The sequence below is a fragment of the Mycolicibacterium sp. XJ1819 genome, assembly GCF_053483675.1.
This window is the reverse complement of the sequence record NZ_JBEFST010000012.1, coordinates 99,195-116,656: the sequence shown is the minus strand read 5'-3', so window position 1 is coordinate 116,656 and position 17,462 is coordinate 99,195. Positions and strand designations below refer to the sequence as shown.

The 17,462-nt window shown below is 69.7% G+C and carries 19 protein-coding genes; 9 read left to right on the top strand and 10 right to left on the bottom strand.

Annotation, left to right across the window (positions count from 1 at the left end; genetic code table 11):
• Positions 1-66 precede the first annotated feature (66 nt).
• The 3 genes from ABQE89_RS15080 to ABQE89_RS15070 all read left to right on the top strand — a co-directional run bounded on the left by ABQE89_RS15080 (position 67) and on the right by ABQE89_RS15070 (position 2,391).
• The gene (locus ABQE89_RS15080; RefSeq protein ID WP_448417883.1) at positions 67-1,203 is read left to right on the top strand and encodes a citrate synthase 2; all 1,137 of its coding nucleotides are present in this window, start codon (positions 67-69) and stop codon (positions 1,201-1,203) included.
• Positions 1,200-1,808, top strand: a complete 609-nt coding sequence (locus ABQE89_RS15075) for a maleylpyruvate isomerase family mycothiol-dependent enzyme (RefSeq protein WP_448417881.1) — start codon at positions 1,200-1,202, stop codon at positions 1,806-1,808. The genes ABQE89_RS15080 and ABQE89_RS15075 overlap by 4 nt, the downstream gene beginning before the upstream one ends.
• A 127-nt stretch (positions 1,809-1,935) precedes the next feature.
• On the top strand, positions 1,936-2,391 hold the full coding sequence (locus tag ABQE89_RS15070) for a VOC family protein (RefSeq protein ID WP_448417879.1): 456 nt from the start codon (positions 1,936-1,938) through the stop codon (positions 2,389-2,391).
• Here ABQE89_RS15070 and ABQE89_RS15065 read toward each other — a convergent pair.
• Genes ABQE89_RS15065 through ABQE89_RS15055 form a run of 3 tightly spaced genes read right to left on the bottom strand, consistent with a single transcriptional unit; the run spans position 2,375 to position 7,785 of the window.
• Positions 2,375-5,026, bottom strand: coding sequence for a family 1 glycosylhydrolase (locus tag ABQE89_RS15065; protein WP_448417877.1), 2,652 nt, complete (start codon positions 5,024-5,026; stop codon positions 2,375-2,377). The two genes, ABQE89_RS15070 and ABQE89_RS15065, sit on opposite strands and share 17 nt — an antisense overlap.
• A 49-nt stretch (positions 5,027-5,075) precedes the next feature.
• Entirely contained in the window at positions 5,076-6,755 is a 1,680-nt protein-coding gene (locus ABQE89_RS15060; RefSeq protein ID WP_448417875.1) for an FAD-dependent oxidoreductase, read from the bottom strand.
• A 13-nt stretch (positions 6,756-6,768) separates the two neighbouring features.
• Positions 6,769-7,785, bottom strand: a complete 1,017-nt coding sequence (locus ABQE89_RS15055; RefSeq protein ID WP_448417873.1) for an AurF N-oxygenase family protein — start codon at positions 7,783-7,785, stop codon at positions 6,769-6,771.
• Between the two features lie 154 nt (positions 7,786-7,939).
• Between ABQE89_RS15055 and serC the strand changes: the two genes are divergently transcribed.
• A complete protein-coding gene (gene serC / locus ABQE89_RS15050) occupies positions 7,940-9,052 on the top strand; it encodes a phosphoserine transaminase (RefSeq protein ID WP_448417871.1) in 1,113 nt (370 codons plus the stop codon).
• 85 nt (positions 9,053-9,137) lie between these two features.
• Positions 9,138-9,941, top strand: a complete 804-nt coding sequence (gene sepH / locus ABQE89_RS15045) for a septation protein SepH (protein WP_448417870.1) — start codon at positions 9,138-9,140, stop codon at positions 9,939-9,941.
• A 3-nt stretch (positions 9,942-9,944) separates the two neighbouring features.
• Here the strand turns inward: sepH and ABQE89_RS15040 are convergent, their stop codons facing one another.
• The 3 genes from ABQE89_RS15040 to ABQE89_RS15030 are packed head-to-tail and all read right to left on the bottom strand — an operon-like array spanning position 9,945 to position 11,460.
• Positions 9,945-10,217, bottom strand: a complete 273-nt coding sequence (locus ABQE89_RS15040; protein WP_448417868.1) for a DUF2537 domain-containing protein — start codon at positions 10,215-10,217, stop codon at positions 9,945-9,947.
• A complete protein-coding gene (locus ABQE89_RS15035) occupies positions 10,214-11,032 on the bottom strand; it encodes a TrmH family RNA methyltransferase (protein ID WP_448417866.1) in 819 nt (272 codons plus the stop codon). The genes ABQE89_RS15040 and ABQE89_RS15035 overlap by 4 nt, the downstream gene beginning before the upstream one ends.
• Positions 11,029-11,460, bottom strand: coding sequence for an Rv0880 family HTH-type transcriptional regulator (locus ABQE89_RS15030; RefSeq protein WP_448417864.1), 432 nt, complete (start codon positions 11,458-11,460; stop codon positions 11,029-11,031). Before ABQE89_RS15030 ends, ABQE89_RS15035 begins: the two co-directional genes overlap by 4 nt.
• 60 nt (positions 11,461-11,520) lie before the next feature.
• Between ABQE89_RS15030 and ABQE89_RS15025 the strand changes: the two genes are divergently transcribed.
• Positions 11,521-11,760, top strand: a complete 240-nt coding sequence (locus tag ABQE89_RS15025; RefSeq protein WP_448417862.1) for a DUF2530 domain-containing protein — start codon at positions 11,521-11,523, stop codon at positions 11,758-11,760.
• Positions 11,761-11,786: 26 nt separating this feature from the next.
• A complete protein-coding gene (locus ABQE89_RS15020) occupies positions 11,787-12,242 on the top strand; it encodes an SRPBCC family protein (protein WP_448417860.1) in 456 nt (151 codons plus the stop codon).
• Here ABQE89_RS15020 and ABQE89_RS15015 read toward each other — a convergent pair.
• Positions 12,239-13,024: a DUF3027 domain-containing protein gene (locus ABQE89_RS15015; protein ID WP_448417858.1), complete on the bottom strand. Its 786-nt coding sequence runs from the start codon at positions 13,022-13,024 to the stop codon at positions 12,239-12,241. The two genes, ABQE89_RS15020 and ABQE89_RS15015, sit on opposite strands and share 4 nt — an antisense overlap.
• Before the next feature lie 88 nt (positions 13,025-13,112).
• Here ABQE89_RS15015 and ABQE89_RS15010 point away from each other — a divergent pair, with 88 nt between their 5' ends.
• Together ABQE89_RS15010 and ABQE89_RS15005 are read left to right on the top strand one after the other, a co-directional pair.
• Positions 13,113-14,798, top strand: coding sequence for an MFS transporter (locus tag ABQE89_RS15010; protein WP_448417856.1), 1,686 nt, complete (start codon positions 13,113-13,115; stop codon positions 14,796-14,798).
• Positions 14,795-15,286 carry a DUF2771 domain-containing protein gene (locus ABQE89_RS15005; protein ID WP_448417854.1) on the top strand — a complete coding sequence of 164 codons (492 nt, stop codon included), beginning with the start codon at positions 14,795-14,797 and terminating at the stop codon, positions 15,284-15,286. The genes ABQE89_RS15010 and ABQE89_RS15005 overlap by 4 nt, the downstream gene beginning before the upstream one ends.
• On the opposite strand, the gene ABQE89_RS15000 is transcribed toward ABQE89_RS15005, so the two are convergent.
• The 3 genes from ABQE89_RS15000 to ABQE89_RS14990 form a co-directional block, all read right to left on the bottom strand.
• Entirely contained in the window at positions 15,274-16,281 is a 1,008-nt protein-coding gene (locus ABQE89_RS15000) for a glutathione S-transferase family protein (RefSeq protein ID WP_448417852.1), read from the bottom strand. The genes ABQE89_RS15005 and ABQE89_RS15000 overlap by 13 nt on opposite strands.
• A gap of 94 nt (positions 16,282-16,375) precedes the next feature.
• On the bottom strand, positions 16,376-16,786 hold the full coding sequence (locus tag ABQE89_RS14995; RefSeq protein WP_448418018.1) for a cold-shock protein: 411 nt from the start codon (positions 16,784-16,786) through the stop codon (positions 16,376-16,378).
• 103 nt (positions 16,787-16,889) lie between these two features.
• The gene (locus tag ABQE89_RS14990) at positions 16,890-17,444 is read right to left on the bottom strand and encodes an OsmC family protein (RefSeq protein ID WP_448417850.1); all 555 of its coding nucleotides are present in this window, start codon (positions 17,442-17,444) and stop codon (positions 16,890-16,892) included.
• Positions 17,445-17,462 lie beyond the last annotated feature (18 nt).

Here is a 17,462-nt window from a genome sequence, read left to right as displayed (position 1 = left end):
CTGGGGCGCCGACGGGTCAGCGACCGGGGGCCGAGGCCACTTCCGCCGGGTGCGAGAATCTGCCCCATGACTACGACGTCTGGGGCACCGCAGTCCGCCGAGGGATTCGTCGAGGGGCTGGAAGGCGTCGTGGCCTTCACCACCGAGATCGCCGAACCGGACAAGGACGGCGGCGCGCTGCGCTACCGCGGCGTCGACATCGAGGACCTGGTCGACCGGCGGGTCACCTTCGGCGACGTGTGGGGGCTGCTGGTCGACGGCAGGTTCGGCAACGGCCTGCCGCCCGCCGAGCCGTTCCCACTGCCCATCCACAGCGGCGACGTCCGCGTCGACGTGCAGGCCGGGCTGGCGATGCTGGCCCCGATCTGGGGCTACGCCCCGATCCTGGACATCGACGACGAGACCGCCCGCGATCAGCTCGCCCGCGCCTCGGTGATGGCGCTGTCCTATGTCGCGCAGTCCGCGCGCGGCATCTACCAGCCCGCGGTGCCGCAGCGCACCATCGACGAATGCGCCACCGTGACGGCGCGGTTCATGACCCGCTGGCAGGGCGAGCCCGATCCCAAGCATGTCGAGGCGATCGACGCCTACTGGGTGTCCGCGGCCGAGCACGGCATGAACGCCTCGACCTTCACCGCGCGGGTGATCGCCTCGACCGGTGCGGATGTGGCCGCCGCCCTGTCGGGTGCCATCGGCGCGATGAGCGGGCCGCTGCACGGCGGCGCGCCGGCCCGGGTGCTGCCGATGATCGAGGAGGCCGAGCAGACCGGCGATGCCCGCGCGGTGGTCAAGGGCATCCTGGACCGCAAGGAGAAACTGATGGGCTTCGGGCACCGGGTCTACCGCGCCGAGGATCCCCGCGCGCGGGTGCTGGGGGCCACGGCCAAGCGGCTGGGGGCGCCGCGCTACGAGGTGGCCGCGGCGCTGGAGCAGGCCGCGCTCGCCGAACTGCGGGAGCGCCGCCCGGACCGGGCCATCGAAACCAACGTCGAGTTCTGGGCCGCGGTGATCCTGGACTTCGCGCAGGTCCCGACCAGGATGATGCCCGCGATGTTCACCTGCGGTCGCACCGCGGGCTGGTGTGCGCACATCCTCGAGCAGAAACGGCTCGGCAAGCTGGTGCGGCCGGCCGCGGTCTACGTCGGTCCCGCCCCGCGCAGTCCGGAGTCCATCGAGGGGTGGGACCAGATCGCCACGTCGTGACGACGGCAGCCTTCGCCTCGGCCGCGCGCACCTTCGCGGGTCTGGTGCGCGAGATCCCCGCCGAGGCATGGGGCGGGCCGGGTCTGGGTGAGTGGGACGTGCGCGCGTTGGTCGGGCACACGTCACGGTCGTTGACCACGGTGCGCACCTACCTGCAGACCCCCGCCGCACGCGAAGACCTCACCGCCCCGGAGCAGTACTACCTGCGGGTGACCCCGTCTGCGCTCGGTATCGACCCGACCGAGGTGGCCGAGCGCGGCCGGGCGGCGGGCACGGCCCTGGGCGACGATCCGGCCGCCGCGGTCGACGCGCTGATTTCGCAGGTGCTCGGCGAACTGGCCTCGGTCGACGACCCGCTCATCGAGGTGCTCGGCGGGCTCGGCATCCGCCTGCGCAATTATCTGCCGACCCGGACCTTCGAGTTGGCCGTGCACAGCCTCGACATCGGGCGTGCAGTGGGCCTGCCGGTGCGTCTGCCCGACGACGTGCTCGACGGTGCGCTGGTGCTGGCGGCGCGGATCGCCGCGGCCGGCGGCCGCGGGACCGAGGTGCTGCTCGCGCTGACCGGGCGCGATGAGCTGCCGCGGTCGTTCTCGATCGTCTGAGGCCGCCGCGGTTGTCGGTGCCGGATGGTTACCTCGACGCGGTGCCGATGAGTTGTGCGTGTGCGGCTGGTCGGTACTGGCAGCCCGTCCGGGTGCCCCCCGGCCCGTCAACCGAAAGGACCCCCTCATGCCCATTGACGTTTCGCCCGCGGTGTCGCCGATGCTCACGGTCAGCGACGGCGCGGCCGCCATCGACTTCTATGTCAAGGCCTTCGACGCCGAGGAACTCGGCCGGGTGGCCGCGCCCGACGGTAAGAGGCTGTTCCACGCCGCCTTGCGGATCAACGGGGCGCTGGTGATGCTCAACGACGACTTCCCCGAGATGAGTGACGGCAAGTCGGTGACGCCCGAGTCACTCGGCGGTTCGCCGGTGACCATCCATCTGACCGTCTCCGACGTGGACGCCAAGTTCCAGAAGGCCATCGACGCGGGGGCGACCGTCGTGATGGAACTCGAGGACATGTTCTGGGGTGACCGCTACGGCGAGCTTCGCGACCCGTTCGGGCATACCTGGTCGATGGGCCAGCCGGTGCGCGAGGTCAGCCAGGAGGAGATCGACAACGCGGTCAAGCAGATGCAATAGCGTGCGGCAGGTACAGCGCCAGCAGCGCGAGCGGCAGCGCGTTGGCGCCCGTGATGGCGCTGATCGCCGCGATGCTGTCGGGCTTGGGCGTGCGCTCGAGCTCGGGCGTCGTCGGATCCGATCCGTACAGCCCGAAGTGCAGGTCGTAGCCGTGTGCCCACTCCAGGTTGTCGACGAATGACCAGTAGGTGTAGCCGCGGATGTCGGTGCCGTGCGCGACGAGGTCCTGCACCACCGCGATGTGGTTGGTGAGGTACGACGGACGCTTGGAGTCGTCGGCGTCGGCGATGCCGTTCTCGGTGACCCAGATCGGCTTGCCGTAGGCCGCCGCCGTCTCGAGCACCTCACGGAATCCGCCCGGGTCCGTCGGCTGGTTGAAGTCGCTGCAGGTCGGCGAGGTCGCCGCGCACTGGATCGGAAGACCTTGCAGGAACGGTATTCCCGGGATCGGCGCCAGCCCGAAACCCTGCATCGGTGAGGACCCGTAGTACTGCACCCCGAGGAAGTCGACCTTGTCCTTGAACCCGTCGTGTATCTCGTCGGGGGTCTTGATGCCGTCGAAGTTGGCGTCCACCCACCCGTCGATCACCGCGTTCGGGAACCAGTGGTTGTAGTAGTGGTTCCAGGCGTCGGCGGCCCCCACGTCGAGTGGGTTGACCGGGTTGGCGGGGCGGGCCGGGATCATGTTGTGGGTGAACCCGACAAACGCCGCCGGTTGGCCCGCCGTCGCGGCGGTGGTGTCCCACGCGTGGATCGCGTCGTACGCCGCCACGTGCCCCTTGGCCTGATTGACCAGGAACGTCGACGCGAGGTCTGGCCGCACCAACCCCGGCGGCCAGTGCGGTATCGGGATGCCGGGGATCGGCGGCGAGAGGAACTGCGTCAGCACCGGCGGGAACGGTTCGTTCAGCGTCGCCCAGTTGTCCACCTGATCGCCGTACTTCCACGCCAGGTAGGCGGCGTACTTTTCGAATTCGACCGCGGTGCCCGGCGAGAGCCACCCGGCGGCCGGGGCGGGCAGCCCGAGTTGAGCCAGCACTCGCGTGCTGATGGGGTCGTGGACCCAGGACGGCAGCGTGAAGTGGGTGACGGTGACCATCGGTTCGAGCCCGTGCGCGCGCAGCGAGGCCAGCACGTCTCGATAGTGCGCCACCTCGTCCTGATTCGCCAACGCATCCAACGCGTGCAGATCGGCCAGGCTCACACCGCCACCCTCATCCGAAATATCCACTTCTGCAGTGGAATTCGAGAAGATGCGGCTCCACTCGATGCCGATCCGGAAGGTGTTCATGCCCAGTTCGTCGCGGGCCAACTGAGCGTCGGCGTCGTAGTTGACGTAGGCGCCCGGACCGTTCTCCGGAACGCCTCGGGTCAGGCCGAGCAGCTGGTTGATCGGGTCGTGCACCCAGCTGTACCAGTCGGAGTGAGGGTCGACCGGCGAGCCCGGGCCGCCTTCGGCTTGAAATCCCGAATGCGCGACGCCCCAGGCGAAGTCGTCGGGGAAGGACAGGTCGACGCCCTCGACCGGTTCGACGTTGACCGTGATGGTCTGCGCGACGCGGTGCCCGCCGCCGGGGTTGATGAGGTTGCCCAGAATCGGGACGAACTGCAGCAACCCCATCGGCCCGTTGATGTGCAGACCGGCCGCTTCGTCGCTCACCACCACCACGAATTCGTCGGTGCCACCGGCAGCGGCCATCGCGTTCATCGGGCGGTAGACGAAGTCGCCGTTCTCGTCGACGCTGACCACACCGCCGTTGAGGGGTCTTCCGATCACCGTGTAGGTCAGCGGGTCGCCGTCGGCGTCGGTGGCGCCGACGTTGCCGGTGATCAGGCCGTTGGTCTGCGGGTTGAGCACCGGGGCCAGCGTCGGCGAGGAGTTGAAGAACTCGCGACGCACCCACGCCAGCAGCACCCACAGCGACGGCGGTTCGCTCGGCAGGGCGGGCAGCCCCGCGGCGAACGGGCTCAACGCCGCGTTGACGAGGCTGGACACGATGCCGGTCACGTAGGTCACCGCGGAGGTCGGGTCGTAGGCCGTCGGCCAGAGCCGAAGGCCCGGCACGGCGGGCGGTGCGTCGGTGGTCGACATCGACGGCGGCGCGGGAACATCCAACGACACCGACTCGGTGTCGAACGTTGCGACGGGGTCGAGGCCCGCATCGTCGTAGGCGTTGTCGTCGTTGACGGCGGTGGCCGCCGGCGGCGCCTCGGCGTGCGCGGAGCGCAGGGCAGTGTGCGTCGGCGCGTCGGAAGTGTCGGAGGTGGCGTCGATGACGATGTCGTCGTCCGTCCCATCATCGGCGCCTGGCTCGATGTCCCCGGGGTCTGGATCGTCTCCGGTGTCGACGGGGTCCTCGACGGTGACTTCGGTGTCGTCGGCGACTTCTGTGTTCTCGGTGACTTCGGTGTTCTCGGTGACTTCGGTGTTCTCGGGGACGCCGGCCGGCGGCGACGCGTCCGGCTCCGAGGCGGTTTCCGTCGCGGACTCGTCCGCGGATTCGCTGGCCGACGTGCCTGGCGACGGCGTCTCGGCCCAGGCGGGCGCGTACCCGTATCCGGTGACAATCGCGGCCCCGACCCCCAGGGCAACGGCCAATCCCCCCACCCGACCGACGTGCGTCGCAGCGTTCATGCCATTTGCTATACCGGCGCATCGGGCCGGCCGGGCGGCTTTGGCCGAACTAGCGGCGAAGTCCGGCGAGCAGACGCTCGCGCAGCGGTGGCGCGGGCGCGCTCGCCGCGGCGGTGAGCATGTCGGCCACCGTGGTGAACTTCGCGCGGGGGCGGTGCTCGCCACCGCGGGCGATCTCGGCGGCGTCGATGGCCCGCCAGCCCGCGGCGCTCACCACGTCGGGCCTGCGGTCGCGCACCAAGCGGTCCAGTGCGGCCGGTTTGCCGGCCGGGTCGGCCAGCAGTCCGTCGTTGTAGTCGGCGACCAGATGGCGCACGGTCTGCGCCGCGCAGGACTTGTTGGTGCCGATGAAACCGGTGGGGCCGCGCTTGATCCAGCCCGCGACGTAGCTGCCGCGTACCGGCGCACCCGTGTGCGGATCGACGACGCGCCCGCCGTCGTTGGGCACCACCGCGGCGTCCTCGTCGAACGGCAGATCGCGGATCGGCCTGCCGCGGTATCCGATCGACGTCAACACCAGACCGGCGTCGAGGCGGCTGACATCGTCGCCGCCGGTGGCCGTGAACTCCACACCCTCCACGCGGCCCTCGCCCACCACCCGCCGCGGCGTGAGCCGATAGGCCAGCCGGATGCGGGGCCCCGAGGCCGGGGTGTCCGCGACGGGAAGCTTGCTGAGGATCTCGAGCTTGTTGCGGGTCAACGGATCGGTGACGGCGGCCAGGTCCGCACCCACCAACTGGTGGTCGGCGTCGGAGAGCACCACCTCACACGTCGAGGTCAACCCGATCAGTTCCGGCAGCGTGAAGGCCGACGCGGCGGGCCCGCGGCGGGCGGCGACCACGACCTCGGTGACCCGCGACCCGCGCAGCGCGGCCAGCGCGTGCTCGGCGATGTCGGTGGCCGCAAGCGCGTCGGGATCGGTGGTCAGGATGCGGGCGACGTCGAGCGCGACGTTGCCGTTGCCGATGACCACCACTCGTTCGTGGCCGAGGTCGACGGGCAGTTCGGCGAAGTCGGGGTGGCCGTTGTACCAGGCGACGAACTCGGTCGCGGTGCCGGTGCCCGCCAGCGTCATCCCGTCGATGTCGAGCCTGCGGTCATTGGGGGCGCCCACCGCGTAGAGCACGGCGTGGTGGTGGGCCAGCAGATCGGCGTGCGTCAGGTCCGCGCCCACCTCGACGTTGAGATAGAACCGGAAGCCGTCGCGGGCCGCGATCTTGTCGAACAGGTTGGTGACCTGTTTGGTGCTCTGGTGGTCGGGAGCCACGCCCGCGCGCACCAGCCCGTACGGGGTGGGCAGCCGCTCGAAGACGTTGACCCGCACCCCGCTCTGGGTGAGCAGTTCGTCGGCGGCGTACATCGCCGCGGGCCCGGAGCCCACGACGGCGACCGTCAGCGGCCCACTGCGGCGCGGGTGCACCATCGGCGCCTCGGGAACCGGCGCGAGCTTGGACGTCGGCGGCACCTTGCCCTCGCGCTCGGGATAGAACGCGGCGTTGAGTTCGATGAACGGCAGCTGCTCGGGAGTCAGCCGACTGTCGGGCACGATCGCCCCGACCGGGCACGCTGTCACGCACGCACCGCAGTCCACGCAGGCCTCCGGGTCGACGTAGAGCATTTCGGCGGTCGCGAAGCCCGGCTCATCCGGGGTGGGGTGGATGCAGTTCACCGGGCAGGCGAAGACGCACGACCCGTCGCTGCAGCACGACTGGGTGATCACATGGGGCATGGCGGACCTGCCGTCAGGCGGCGGCGACCAGGTGCTGACGGGCCGGCTCGCTGCGGTAGCGGCTGGGTGGGCCGTCGATCTTGCACAGCCGCCAGATCAGCTTGGCCACCGGGTTCATCAGCCCCGTGTCGTAGCAGAGCATCCGGACGTCACCGAACATGTCGCGCAGGAACTGCCGCGACTTCGGCGAGCGGAAGAACAACTCCTTGCGCACCGAGCGCGGGATGTCGAACTCGGACCAGAACGACTTCGGTGGTTTGACGATGGCCTGACACAGCACCCGCATGATGATCGGCACGTTCACCGACAGCCAGAACCGCTGCCAGCGCGACAGGTGCGGCAGCCGCTTGCGCAGATACTCGTGGGCGAACGAGATGTGGCGGGCCTCCTCGGCCACGTGAATGGCCATCACCCGCTCCATGATCGGATGCAGTTCCTTGCCCTCGCGCAGCACGTTCTTCTGGGTGTGGTCGATGGGCTCCTCGCCGGCGAGCACGCCGAAGAAGAACGGTATCGGCAGCGGCCCGGCCACCAGCGGGATGAACGGCGACAGCCACCGCAGCATGCGCGGCATGCCCGGCACGTCGGCGCCGATGCGGTTGACCATCTCCTGGAACATCATCGTGTGATTGCACTCTTCGACGGTCTCGTGCATGCAGTACCGGTATTCGGGGGAGCCGTTGGGCACCCAGAACGCGTAGTTGGTCAGGCCGCGGATCAGGATGATCTCGAACTGCAGGCCGACCTTGGCGACGTTGGCCTGCCGCCACATCCCGATCTCGATCTGCCGATCCAGTGGCTGCGCCTGATACCAGGGGTGGCCGCCGAGCGGATCGGTGGCGGGCAGCACCCACCGGGCATCGTTGTCGATGACCGCGAACTCCGGGGAGTCCCAGTCGATGTCTGTGTACGGGTTGAAGTTTCGCCGCACCGACCCCTCGGACAGTGTGGTGAGAGTGTCCACGTACTGGGCGTCGTCGCTGACTTCCATGTTGCGACGCCAACGCCTGACCATGCGCGTCCGGGCCATTTCGTGACCTCCAAGGCTTTCCGACGTTTACATTGACCGGCTCGGTTAGACAGTACCGCTGGTATCGCATATTGAACAGAGGGCCACCGCGGATGTGGCCCACCCCCGCGGAGGCGCTGAATGTGACCGAGCGCACACATCTACGCTTGAGGCCATGGCCGACCTACAGATCCCCGCCGACCTCAAACCCCGCGACGGACGTTTCGGTTGCGGCCCGTCCAAAGTGCGGCCGGAACAACTGCAGGCGTTGGCCGCCGCGGGCGACGTCTTCGGGACCTCGCACCGGCAGGCCCCCGTCAAGAACCTCGTCGGCCGCGTCCGCGACGGGCTTCACCAACTGTTCTCACTGCCCGACGGCTACGAGGTGATCCTCGGCAACGGCGGCACCACCGCGTTCTGGGATGCCGCCGCGTTCGGGCTGATCGACACGCGCTCACTGCATCTGACCTACGGTGAGTTCAGCGCCAAGTTCGCCTCCGCGGTGGCCAAGAACCCGTTCGTCGGCGACCCCGTCGTCGTCTCGGCCGAACCCGGCAGCGCACCCGCGCCCGCGTCCGACCCGTCGGTCGACCTCATCGGGTGGGCGCACAACGAAACCTCGACCGGTGTCGCGGTCGCCGTGCGGCGGCCCGCGGGCGCCGGCGAGGCCCTGATCGCGATCGACGCCACCTCCGCGGCGGGCGGCCTGCCCGTCGACATCACCGAGGCCGACGTCTACTACTTCGCACCGCAGAAGAACTTCGCCAGCGACGGCGGGCTGTGGGTGGCGATCATGTCACCGGCCGCGCTCGCGCGCGTCGACGCCATCGCGGGTTCGGGCCGCTGGGTCCCCGAGTTCCTGTCGCTGCCGATCGCGATCGACAACAGCCGCAAGAACCAGACCTACAACACCCCCGCGGTGGGCACCCTGGTGCTGTTCGCCGACCAACTCGAATGGATGCTGGGCAACGGCGGACTGGACTGGGCGGTCAAGCGCACGGCCGATTCCTCGCAGCGGCTCTACGGCTGGGCGGAGGCCTCGCAGTTCGCCACGCCGTTCGTCACCGATCCGGCGTTGCGCTCGCAGGTGGTGGGCACCGTGGACTTCATCGACAGCGTGGATGCCGCGGCCGTCGCCAAGGTGCTGCGCGCCAACGGCATCGTCGACACCGAGCCGTACCGCAAACTCGGCCGCAACCAGTTGCGGGTGGGGATGTTCCCCGCCGTCGAGCCCGACGACGTCAGCGCGTTGACCGCGTGTGTCGACTGGGTCGTCGAGCGCCTCTGACCTCCTGCGTGTCCTACCCGGTAACAGCGCGATAACGCAGTAGTGTCGCCCTCACGGGCATGGCGCTAGCCCGAAGGAGGTCGGCATGCGAGAACTCAAGGTCGTCGGATTGGACATTGACGACGGGCGTGGCAAACGCATCATCTGCGAGGCCGACACCGGCGAGAAGTTCATCTTGCCCTCCGACGACCGGTTGCGTGCCGCGGTGCGCGGCGAAAGAACCGCCTCCCATTCATCCAAATCCACCGACGAGGTTGCCAACGTGCTGCGTCCCAAGGACATTCAGGCGAGGATACGTGCGGGCGCATCCGTCGAACAGCTTGCCGAGTCCGCCGGGGTCGACGTCGAGCGGGTCGAGAGGTTCGCCCACCCGGTGCTGCTCGAGCGGTCACGCGTGGCCGAACTGGCCACCGCGGCGCATCCGATGCTCGCCGACGGTCCGTCCATGCTGACGCTGTTGGAGACCATCACCACCGCGCTGATCGCGCGGGGGCTGGATCCCGACGCCACCGCCTGGGACGCGTGGCGCAACGAGGACGGGCGCTGGACGGTGCAGTTGGCGTGGCAGGCCGGCAGGTCCGACGTCAAGGCGCACTTCCGGTTCACGCCGGGCTCACAGGGCGGCACGGTGACCGCGTTCGACGACGCGGCGTGCGAGTTGATCGATCCGGACTTCGCGCGGCCACTGCGCCCGGTCGCCCCGGTGGACGACTACGAGCAGGACGACGAACTAGACGAGCCGACGCTACCGGTCGCGCCCCCGCCCGCTCCCGAGCCCGAGGCCGCCGAACCACCCGCGCCCGCCAAACCGCGCACCCGCAAGGGCAAGCCGCCGGTGCCGGCGTGGGAGGACGTGCTGCTCGGCGTGCGTTCCAGCGGCCAACGTTGACCGTCAGCCGCTGACGGCGACGGCCAGCAGCGCCAGCCACGCACCCGCCACCCCGACCGCGGCGCCCAGCACGAACCAGCGCCAGACCAGTCGATGGCGCCAGCCCCACACCGTCGGCGCCAACCCGCCGACGGCCACCAGGTTCAGGCCGATGGCGAGCAGGGGATGGACGCGGGTCAGCCCGAGGCTCAGCACGATCACGGCGGCCGCCACGATCGCGGCCACGAACGCCGCCACCGTCAACCCCATCGCCCACGGGGTGGAGTCGTCGGTCATCCGGTCAATCTAGCCCGCTCGTAGAAGGCCAGCGCGGCGGCCGTCGCGACGTTGAGCGAGTCGGTGCCACGCGACATCGGGATCCGCGTCCGCACGTCGCAGGCCCGCATCGCCCGCTCGGTCAGCCCCGGCCCCTCGGCGCCGACCAGGATGGCCACCCGTTCGGCCGCCGACTGCGCCATCGCCTCGGCCAGCGCATGCGCCCGCGGATCCGGGGTCATCGCGAGCAGCCGAAAGTTGTTGTCGCGCAGAATTTGCAGATCGTCGGGCCACGCAGCGGCCCAGGCATACGGGACCAGCAGTGCGTGGCCCATCGACACCCGCACCGCGCGCCGATAGAGCGGATCCGCGCAACCGCTGCCGAACACCATGGCGTCCACCCCGAGGCCCGCGGCGTTGCGGAACAGCGACCCGAGATTCTCGTGGTCGTTGACCCCCTCGAGCACGGCGACGGTGCGGGCCCCGTCGAGCACCTGCGTCACCGCGAGTTCGGGCGCACGCGACGCCGACGCGAGCACGCCGCGGTTGAGGTGGAACCCCACCACCTCGGCCATCACCTCGGCCGAGGCCCGGTAGTAGGGCGCCGCGACGCCGTCGAGGTCGGCGGCCAGTTCCCCGAGCCGACGGTCGGTGCCCAGCAGCGCCCGCGGGGTGAACCGGGACGCCAGCATGCGCTGCACCACCAGGACGCCTTCGGCGATCACCAGACCCTTTCCGGTCGGCAGGTCGGGGCGGCGGTCGGCACTGTTGAGATCGCGAAAGTCGTCGAGTCGCGGGTCCGCGGGATCATCGACGTCGAAGACGTTGACGCTCACACGCTTTCGTCAACCATGCTCGTCATCAGGTCGGCGGCGGTCAGAAGCGTCGACCGCTGCTCGACATCCAGCTGGGACAGTCGCTGCATGAGCCAATCCTGGCTGGCCCGGCGCTCGGTCTCAACCAGGTGCTTACCCGCCGGCGAGACCGACACCAGCACCTGACGACCGTCGGCGGGATGGGCCGTGCGCTCGACGTAGCCCATCTCGACCAACGAGGAGATCACCCGGGTCATCGACGGCGGCCGCACCCGTTCCCGCGTGGCTAACGCGCCGGGCGTCATGGCGCCTTCCTTGGCGAGGGTGGACAGCGCGGACAACTGCGACAACGTGACCGGGGAATCCGGACGCCGGAAGCGCAATTGCCGGGCCAACCGCACCACCGCCAATGAAAGATTGCTCGCCAGTCGAAGGTCAGCATCTTTCACAAGGCAAAGACTACCTAGCCAGGCTCAGGAAAAGGCGGTAATGGACTACCTTCGAAAGCGATGCCCGCACAACCGCCCCCGTTGCCCGCCGCCCTGCTCAGGCCGTGGCCGGTGATCGCCGTGATCTACGCGGGCTGGTCGATCGCCGCGGTGCTGGCCTTCACCGTGCCCGAACTGCACGGGTGGCGGCCCGTCACGATCGCGGGTCTCGGCGTCGGCCTGCTCGGCACCGCTATCGTGCTATGGCAGCGTCGCGCCGTGCGCCGCGGCGCTCGGGGCGCACAGAGCGGACTCGAGTAATCGACGACAGACCGAGGAGATCGCCAATGGCAGCACCGCTGTTGCAAGCACAGGTCGAGATCAACGCGCCGGTGACCAAGGTGTGGGCCCTGGTCTCCGACTTGAGCCGGATGCCGCAGTGGAGCCCGCAGTGCCGGGCGATGAAGGTGCTGGGCGGGCCGGTGCGCCAGGGCAGCAGGACGGTGAACCTCAACCGTCGCAAGTTCCTGTTCTGGCCGACCACCAGCCGTGTCACGGAGTTCATCCCGGAGGAGAAGATCGCGTTCCGGGTCAACGAGAACGGCACCGTCTGGAGCTTCGAACTCGCGCCCGCCGACGGCGGCACCCGGCTCACGCAGACCCGCCACGCCGAGAACGGTGTCAAGCCGATCTCGTCTGTGGCGGTCAACGCGTTCATGGGCGGCGTGCCCAGCTTCGAAGAGGAACTCGTCGAGGGCATGAACCAGACGCTGGAGCGGATCAAGGCCGCCGCCGAAAGCTAGTCGCCGTGTTCGGAGAGGTCGAGCACGCCGTCGTCGTAGGGGTCGTAGAGCGGGGATCCGGTACCCGGTGGCGGCGGGGTCTCCGAATGCGCACCGCAGCCGTACTCCGCGGCGACGACGTGCCCGTCGGCGGAGTACTCGTTGGCGCACACCCCGAACATCAACCCGAGTGACCCCATCACCGGAACGTAGAAGCCGCAGTCGCGACACACCCGCCGGGTGGACCTGGCCATCGCCGAGCCGGGACCGTAGTCGCCGTCGTGCCAGCGCTGCGCGGCTTGCGCGCGTCCCCAGGGACCGAGCACCTGTTTGCGACCGAGGCCGACCTCGCCCGCCAATTCGTCGAGATCGGGATCGCCGCTCGACAGGTAACCCGGCACCAGCCGCGGATCGTCGGTGGCCGGCGCCAGCAGGTCACCGGGGCCCAGATCGCCGGGCTTGATCCGGTCGCGCCACGGCACCCACTTCGGTGCGAGCAGCGCCGTCGGCCCGGGCACGAGAACGACCTCGCTGATCGTCGCGCGTTCGGCGCCGGGCCACGCGGCCACGACGACCGCCCACTGCCAGCCCCGGTAACCGGGCATGTCGGCCAGGAACCGGTGGGTCGCCGCGGTCGGGTCCTCGAAGCTGGCGCCGAGGTACTCCCCCACGGTGTCCTCGCCGCTGAACTCGACGACCGCCGCGCGGGCCTCGTCGACGGCGCCCATCAGCACCGCCTCCAGTTCGGGGCGGTCGGCGTCGTTCGCCGTTCCGTTCGGGGCCGAGTCCGTCACGCTGTCCATCCTCCGCAATTTTGCCCCACCGGCCAACCAGTAGCCACACCGGTCGGCTGCACGCCCGTCGCCGCCGCGATGGGGGAGAATCGACGACGTGACCGAACCTCGTCGTGACCACAGGGACTCGACGGGTCGGCGTGACCCCCGCTACTACCCGCCCCGGCCCCCCGACGAGCACCCCGGAATGGCGAATTACCCCAGCGAGCCCGGCTACCGAAGGGCCCGCCGGGACCGGCCCGCGCCCAGCGCCAACCGCTGGCTGCCGCCGCTGGACGAACCGGCCCGGCCGCATACGTCGGCCCCGCCGCCACCCGGCGTCGGCGGCGGAGCAGGCGAGCGGGTCACGGTGACCAGGGCCGTACACGCCGGCGCCCAGCGCAGCCGGGAGATGGGCTCCAAGATGTACGGCCTGGTGCACCGGGCCGCCACCGCCGACGGCGCGGACAAGTCCGGTCTGACCGCGCTGACGTGGCCGGTGGTGGCCAACTTCGCCGTCGACGCCGCGATGGCCGTCGCGCTGGCCAACACGTTGTTCTTCGCGGCGGCCACCGGTGAGAGCAAGAGCCGGGTCGCGCTGTACCTGTTGATCACCATCGCGCCGTTCGCGGTCATCGCTCCGCTGATCGGCCCGGCGCTGGACCGCCTCCAGCACGGCCGTCGGGTGGCGCTGGCCACCTCGTTCGTGCTGCGCACCGCGCTGGCGCTGGTGCTGATCGCCAACTACGACGGCGAGACGGGCAGCTTCCCGTCATGGGTGCTCTATCCGTGCGCGCTGGCGATGATGGTGTTGTCCAAGTCGTTCAGCGTGTTGCGCAGCGCGGTGGCGCCCCGGGTGCTGCCGCCCACCATCGATCTGGTGCGGGTCAATTCCCGGTTGACCACCTTCGGCCTGCTCGGCGGCACCATGGTCGCCGGGGCCATCGCCGCCGGCGCGGAGTACTTGTTCAACCTGTTCAACGCTCCGGGCGCACTGTATGTGCTGGTCGCGGTGTCGGTGGCCGGTGCGGTGCTGTCGATGCGGATCCCCAAGTGGGTCGAGGTCACCGAGGGCGAGGTGCCCGCGACGCTGACCTACCACGGTCGCCGCGGTGAGTTGCGCCGCGATCCCGACGGGCGCGGCGCCCCCGGTGCTGCCCGACAGCCGTTGGGCCGCAACACCATCACCGCGCTGTGGGGTAACTGCACGGTCAAGGTGATGGTCGGCTTTTTGTTCCTCTACCCGGCGTTCGTGGCCAAGGCCCACGAGGTCGGCGGTTGGGAGCAGTTGCGCATCCTCGGGGTGATCGGGGTGGCCGCGGCCGTCGGCAACTTCGGCGGCAACTTCACCGCCGCACGCCTGAAGCTGGGCCATCCCGCGCAGATGGTGGTGCGCTGCGCGATCGCGGTGACGGTGGCCGCGTTGGCCGCGGCGGTGGCCGGCAATCTGTTGGTGACCGCGATCGCGACGCTGGTCACCTCGGCGGCCAGTGCGATCGCCAAGGCGTCGCTGGACGCATCGCTGCAGGACGATCTGCCCGAGAGGTCCCGCGCGTCGGCGTTCGGGCGTTCGGAATCGCTGCTGCAGTTGGCCTGGGTCACTGGCGGGGCCATCGGCGTGCTGATCTACACCGACCTGTGGGTGGGTTTCACCGCGGTCAGCGCGGTGTTGATCCTCGGGTTGGCCCAGACGGTGGTGAGCTATCGCGGTGAGTCGTTGATCCCGGGCTTCGGCGGGAACCGACCCGTGCTCGCCGAGCAGGAGGGCGGTCGGGCCGACGCCGCGGCGGTGGGCTGGGAGTGAAACGCGTCGTTACCGCATGGGCGGTGGTGGTTCTCGTCGCGTCGGTGGTCACCGGTGTGCTGATCTGGCGTTTGTCACAGCGTCCGGCGCCGAGGTACCCGGAGATCAGCGCCTTCTCCGACGGCCAACTGCAGCGCGTCGGGCCCTACCGCTACTGCAAGGTGCTCGATCCGACCGACTGCGAGACCCCGCAAGACAGCGGCGAACTGACCGTCGACCCGGAACATCCGGTGCAATTGTCGGTCCCGCAGCAGATTTCGCGCGCCCCGTGGGTGCTGGTGCGCTCCTACGAGGGCGACGACGTCGTCGAGGGGTTCGCACCCGACTCCCGGCTGGCGGTCACTGTGCCCACCGTCGACCCGCACCGCGGACGGCTGTTCGGCCTCGCCGTGCAGCTTCCGACGCTGGTCCGCGACGAGCAGGGCAACGAGTTCCCGCTGCCGCACGCCGAGTGGTCGGTGCGGATGGTGTGGCCTCAGGCGGAGTGACCGGCGGGCACCCGCTCACCCTCGCGCGTCGGACCGGGCGGGGTGCCGTCGCCGAAGGGCCTGCCGCCCAACGCTTCCCGGCCGTGCGCGCTGAGCCAGTTGGACAGCTCCGGCCCCTTGGGCACCACCTGCGTCGGGTTCACGTCGGTGTGCACGATGTAGTAGTGCTGCTTGATCTGCACGAAGTCGACGGTGTCGCCGAACCCGGGGGTCTGGAACAGATCACGCGCGTAGGCCCACAGCACTGCCATCTCGGAGAGCTTGTGCCGATTGCATTTGAAGTGGCCGTGGTAGACGGGGTCGAAGCGCGCCAGCGTGGTGAACAGGCGCACGTCGGCCTCGGTGATGGTGTCGCCGACCAGGTAGCGCTGCCCGGCCAGGCGCTCGGAGAGCCAGTCCAGCGCGGTGAACAACCGGTCGTAGGCCGCGTCGTAGGCCTCCTGTGAGCCGGCGAAGCCGCAGCGGTACACCCCGTTGTTGACCTCGGTGTAGATGCGGTGGGCCACCTCGTCGATCTCGTCGCGCAGCGGCTCGGGGTACAGCTGGGGCGCGCCGTCGCGGTGAAAGTTCGTCCACTCGGTGGAGAAGTCCAGCGTCATCTGCGCGAAGTCGTTGGTGACGACCTCGCCGGTGGGCACGTCGACGAGCGCCGGGACCGTGATGCCCTTGGGGTAGTCCGGGATGCGCTTGAGATAGGCGTCCTTGAGCCGCGGTATCCCCAGCACCGGGTCGACACCGCCCGGGTCGAGGTCGAACGTCCAGCTGTCCTGGTCATGGGTGGGGCCGCAAAACCCGATGGACACCGCGTCTTCGAGGCCGAGTAGCCGGCGCACGATGATCGCGCGGTTGGCCCACGGACAGGCCCGCGCCACCACCAGCCGATAGCGGCCCGGTTCGACGGGGTAACCGTCGCGGCCGTCGGCGGTGATCCGGGTGGAGATGTAGTCGGTGTCGCGGTTGAACTCGCCACCGGCGTCCTCGGCAACATAAGCCATGACGCCAGCATGCCCGCCGAAACTGAAGATATGCGGCACAGAGCCGCGAATTTTCGTGCAGAAGTTCAGTTTCGGCGGGATACCCGGGACAACGTCAGGACTCGAGCTCCCGGGCGACCGCGCGAACCACCTCGGAGACCCGCCGCGCGGACTTGCGGTCGGGATAGCGGCCCTTGCGCAGTTCGGGCTGCACCGCGCTTTCCAGCAGCACGATCATGTCCTCGATCATGCCGTGCAGTTCGTCGGGGGTGTGCTTGCGCTCGGCGGCGGCCGCCTCGCGCCGGGTCCGCGACAGGCTGGGCGGCGGGTCGAGGATCGTCACACTGAGCGCCTGCGGACCGCGGCGGCCCGCAGCCACGCCGAACTCCACGCGCTGGCCCGCCTTGAGGGTCTCCACGCCCGCGGGCAACGCCGAAGACCGCACGTAGACGTCCTCGCCGTCTTCCTGCGACAGAAAGCCGAAGCCCTTCTCGGCGTCGTACCACTTAACCCGGCCGGTCGGCACTGGTCTCACCCGCTCGTCTCGTACTGACATAAGGAAAGCGCCCCGCCTGCGCCGGGACGCGTCTGCCGATCCTACTCGGCACGCGACACCGTCAGCACCCCGTTTAGCCAGCGCCGTTCACGGTGGTGGTCACCGGAACACCGCCGCGCAGCGTGTTCATCACGATGCAGCAGCGCTCGGCCGCGGCGAGCAACCCGTCCAGGAGCGGCTTCGGGGTGCCCTCGGCGACGGCGAGGTCGACATCGCAGCGCATCGCGGTGAACCCGACCGGCGTCTGGTCATCGACCATGAGCGCCCCGCGCACGTCCACATCGGCGGCGACGTCGACCTCGAGGTGTGTCAGCGCGACGCCCAACCGGTTGGCGACCATCCGCAGCGTCGAGTCCAGACAACATGCCAGCGCCGCGCACAGGATGTCGCCCGGGTTGGGGTCGTCGTGGTAGCCACCCACCGCCGCGTGGGCCCCGACCTTGACGACGGACTCCCCGCCGCTGGTGCCGGGGACGACGCAGCCGTGGAACGGATCGAGTTCGGCGCCGCGCACCGCCCGGGCCCGATCGGTGATCTGCGCCGCCTCGGGCTCGGTGCGGTACCGGTGGCGCAGCGGATCTTGGCGCTCACTGACAAAAGTGCGGAAATCGGTCGTCTTCGGTTTCACCGGATATCACCGCCCGCG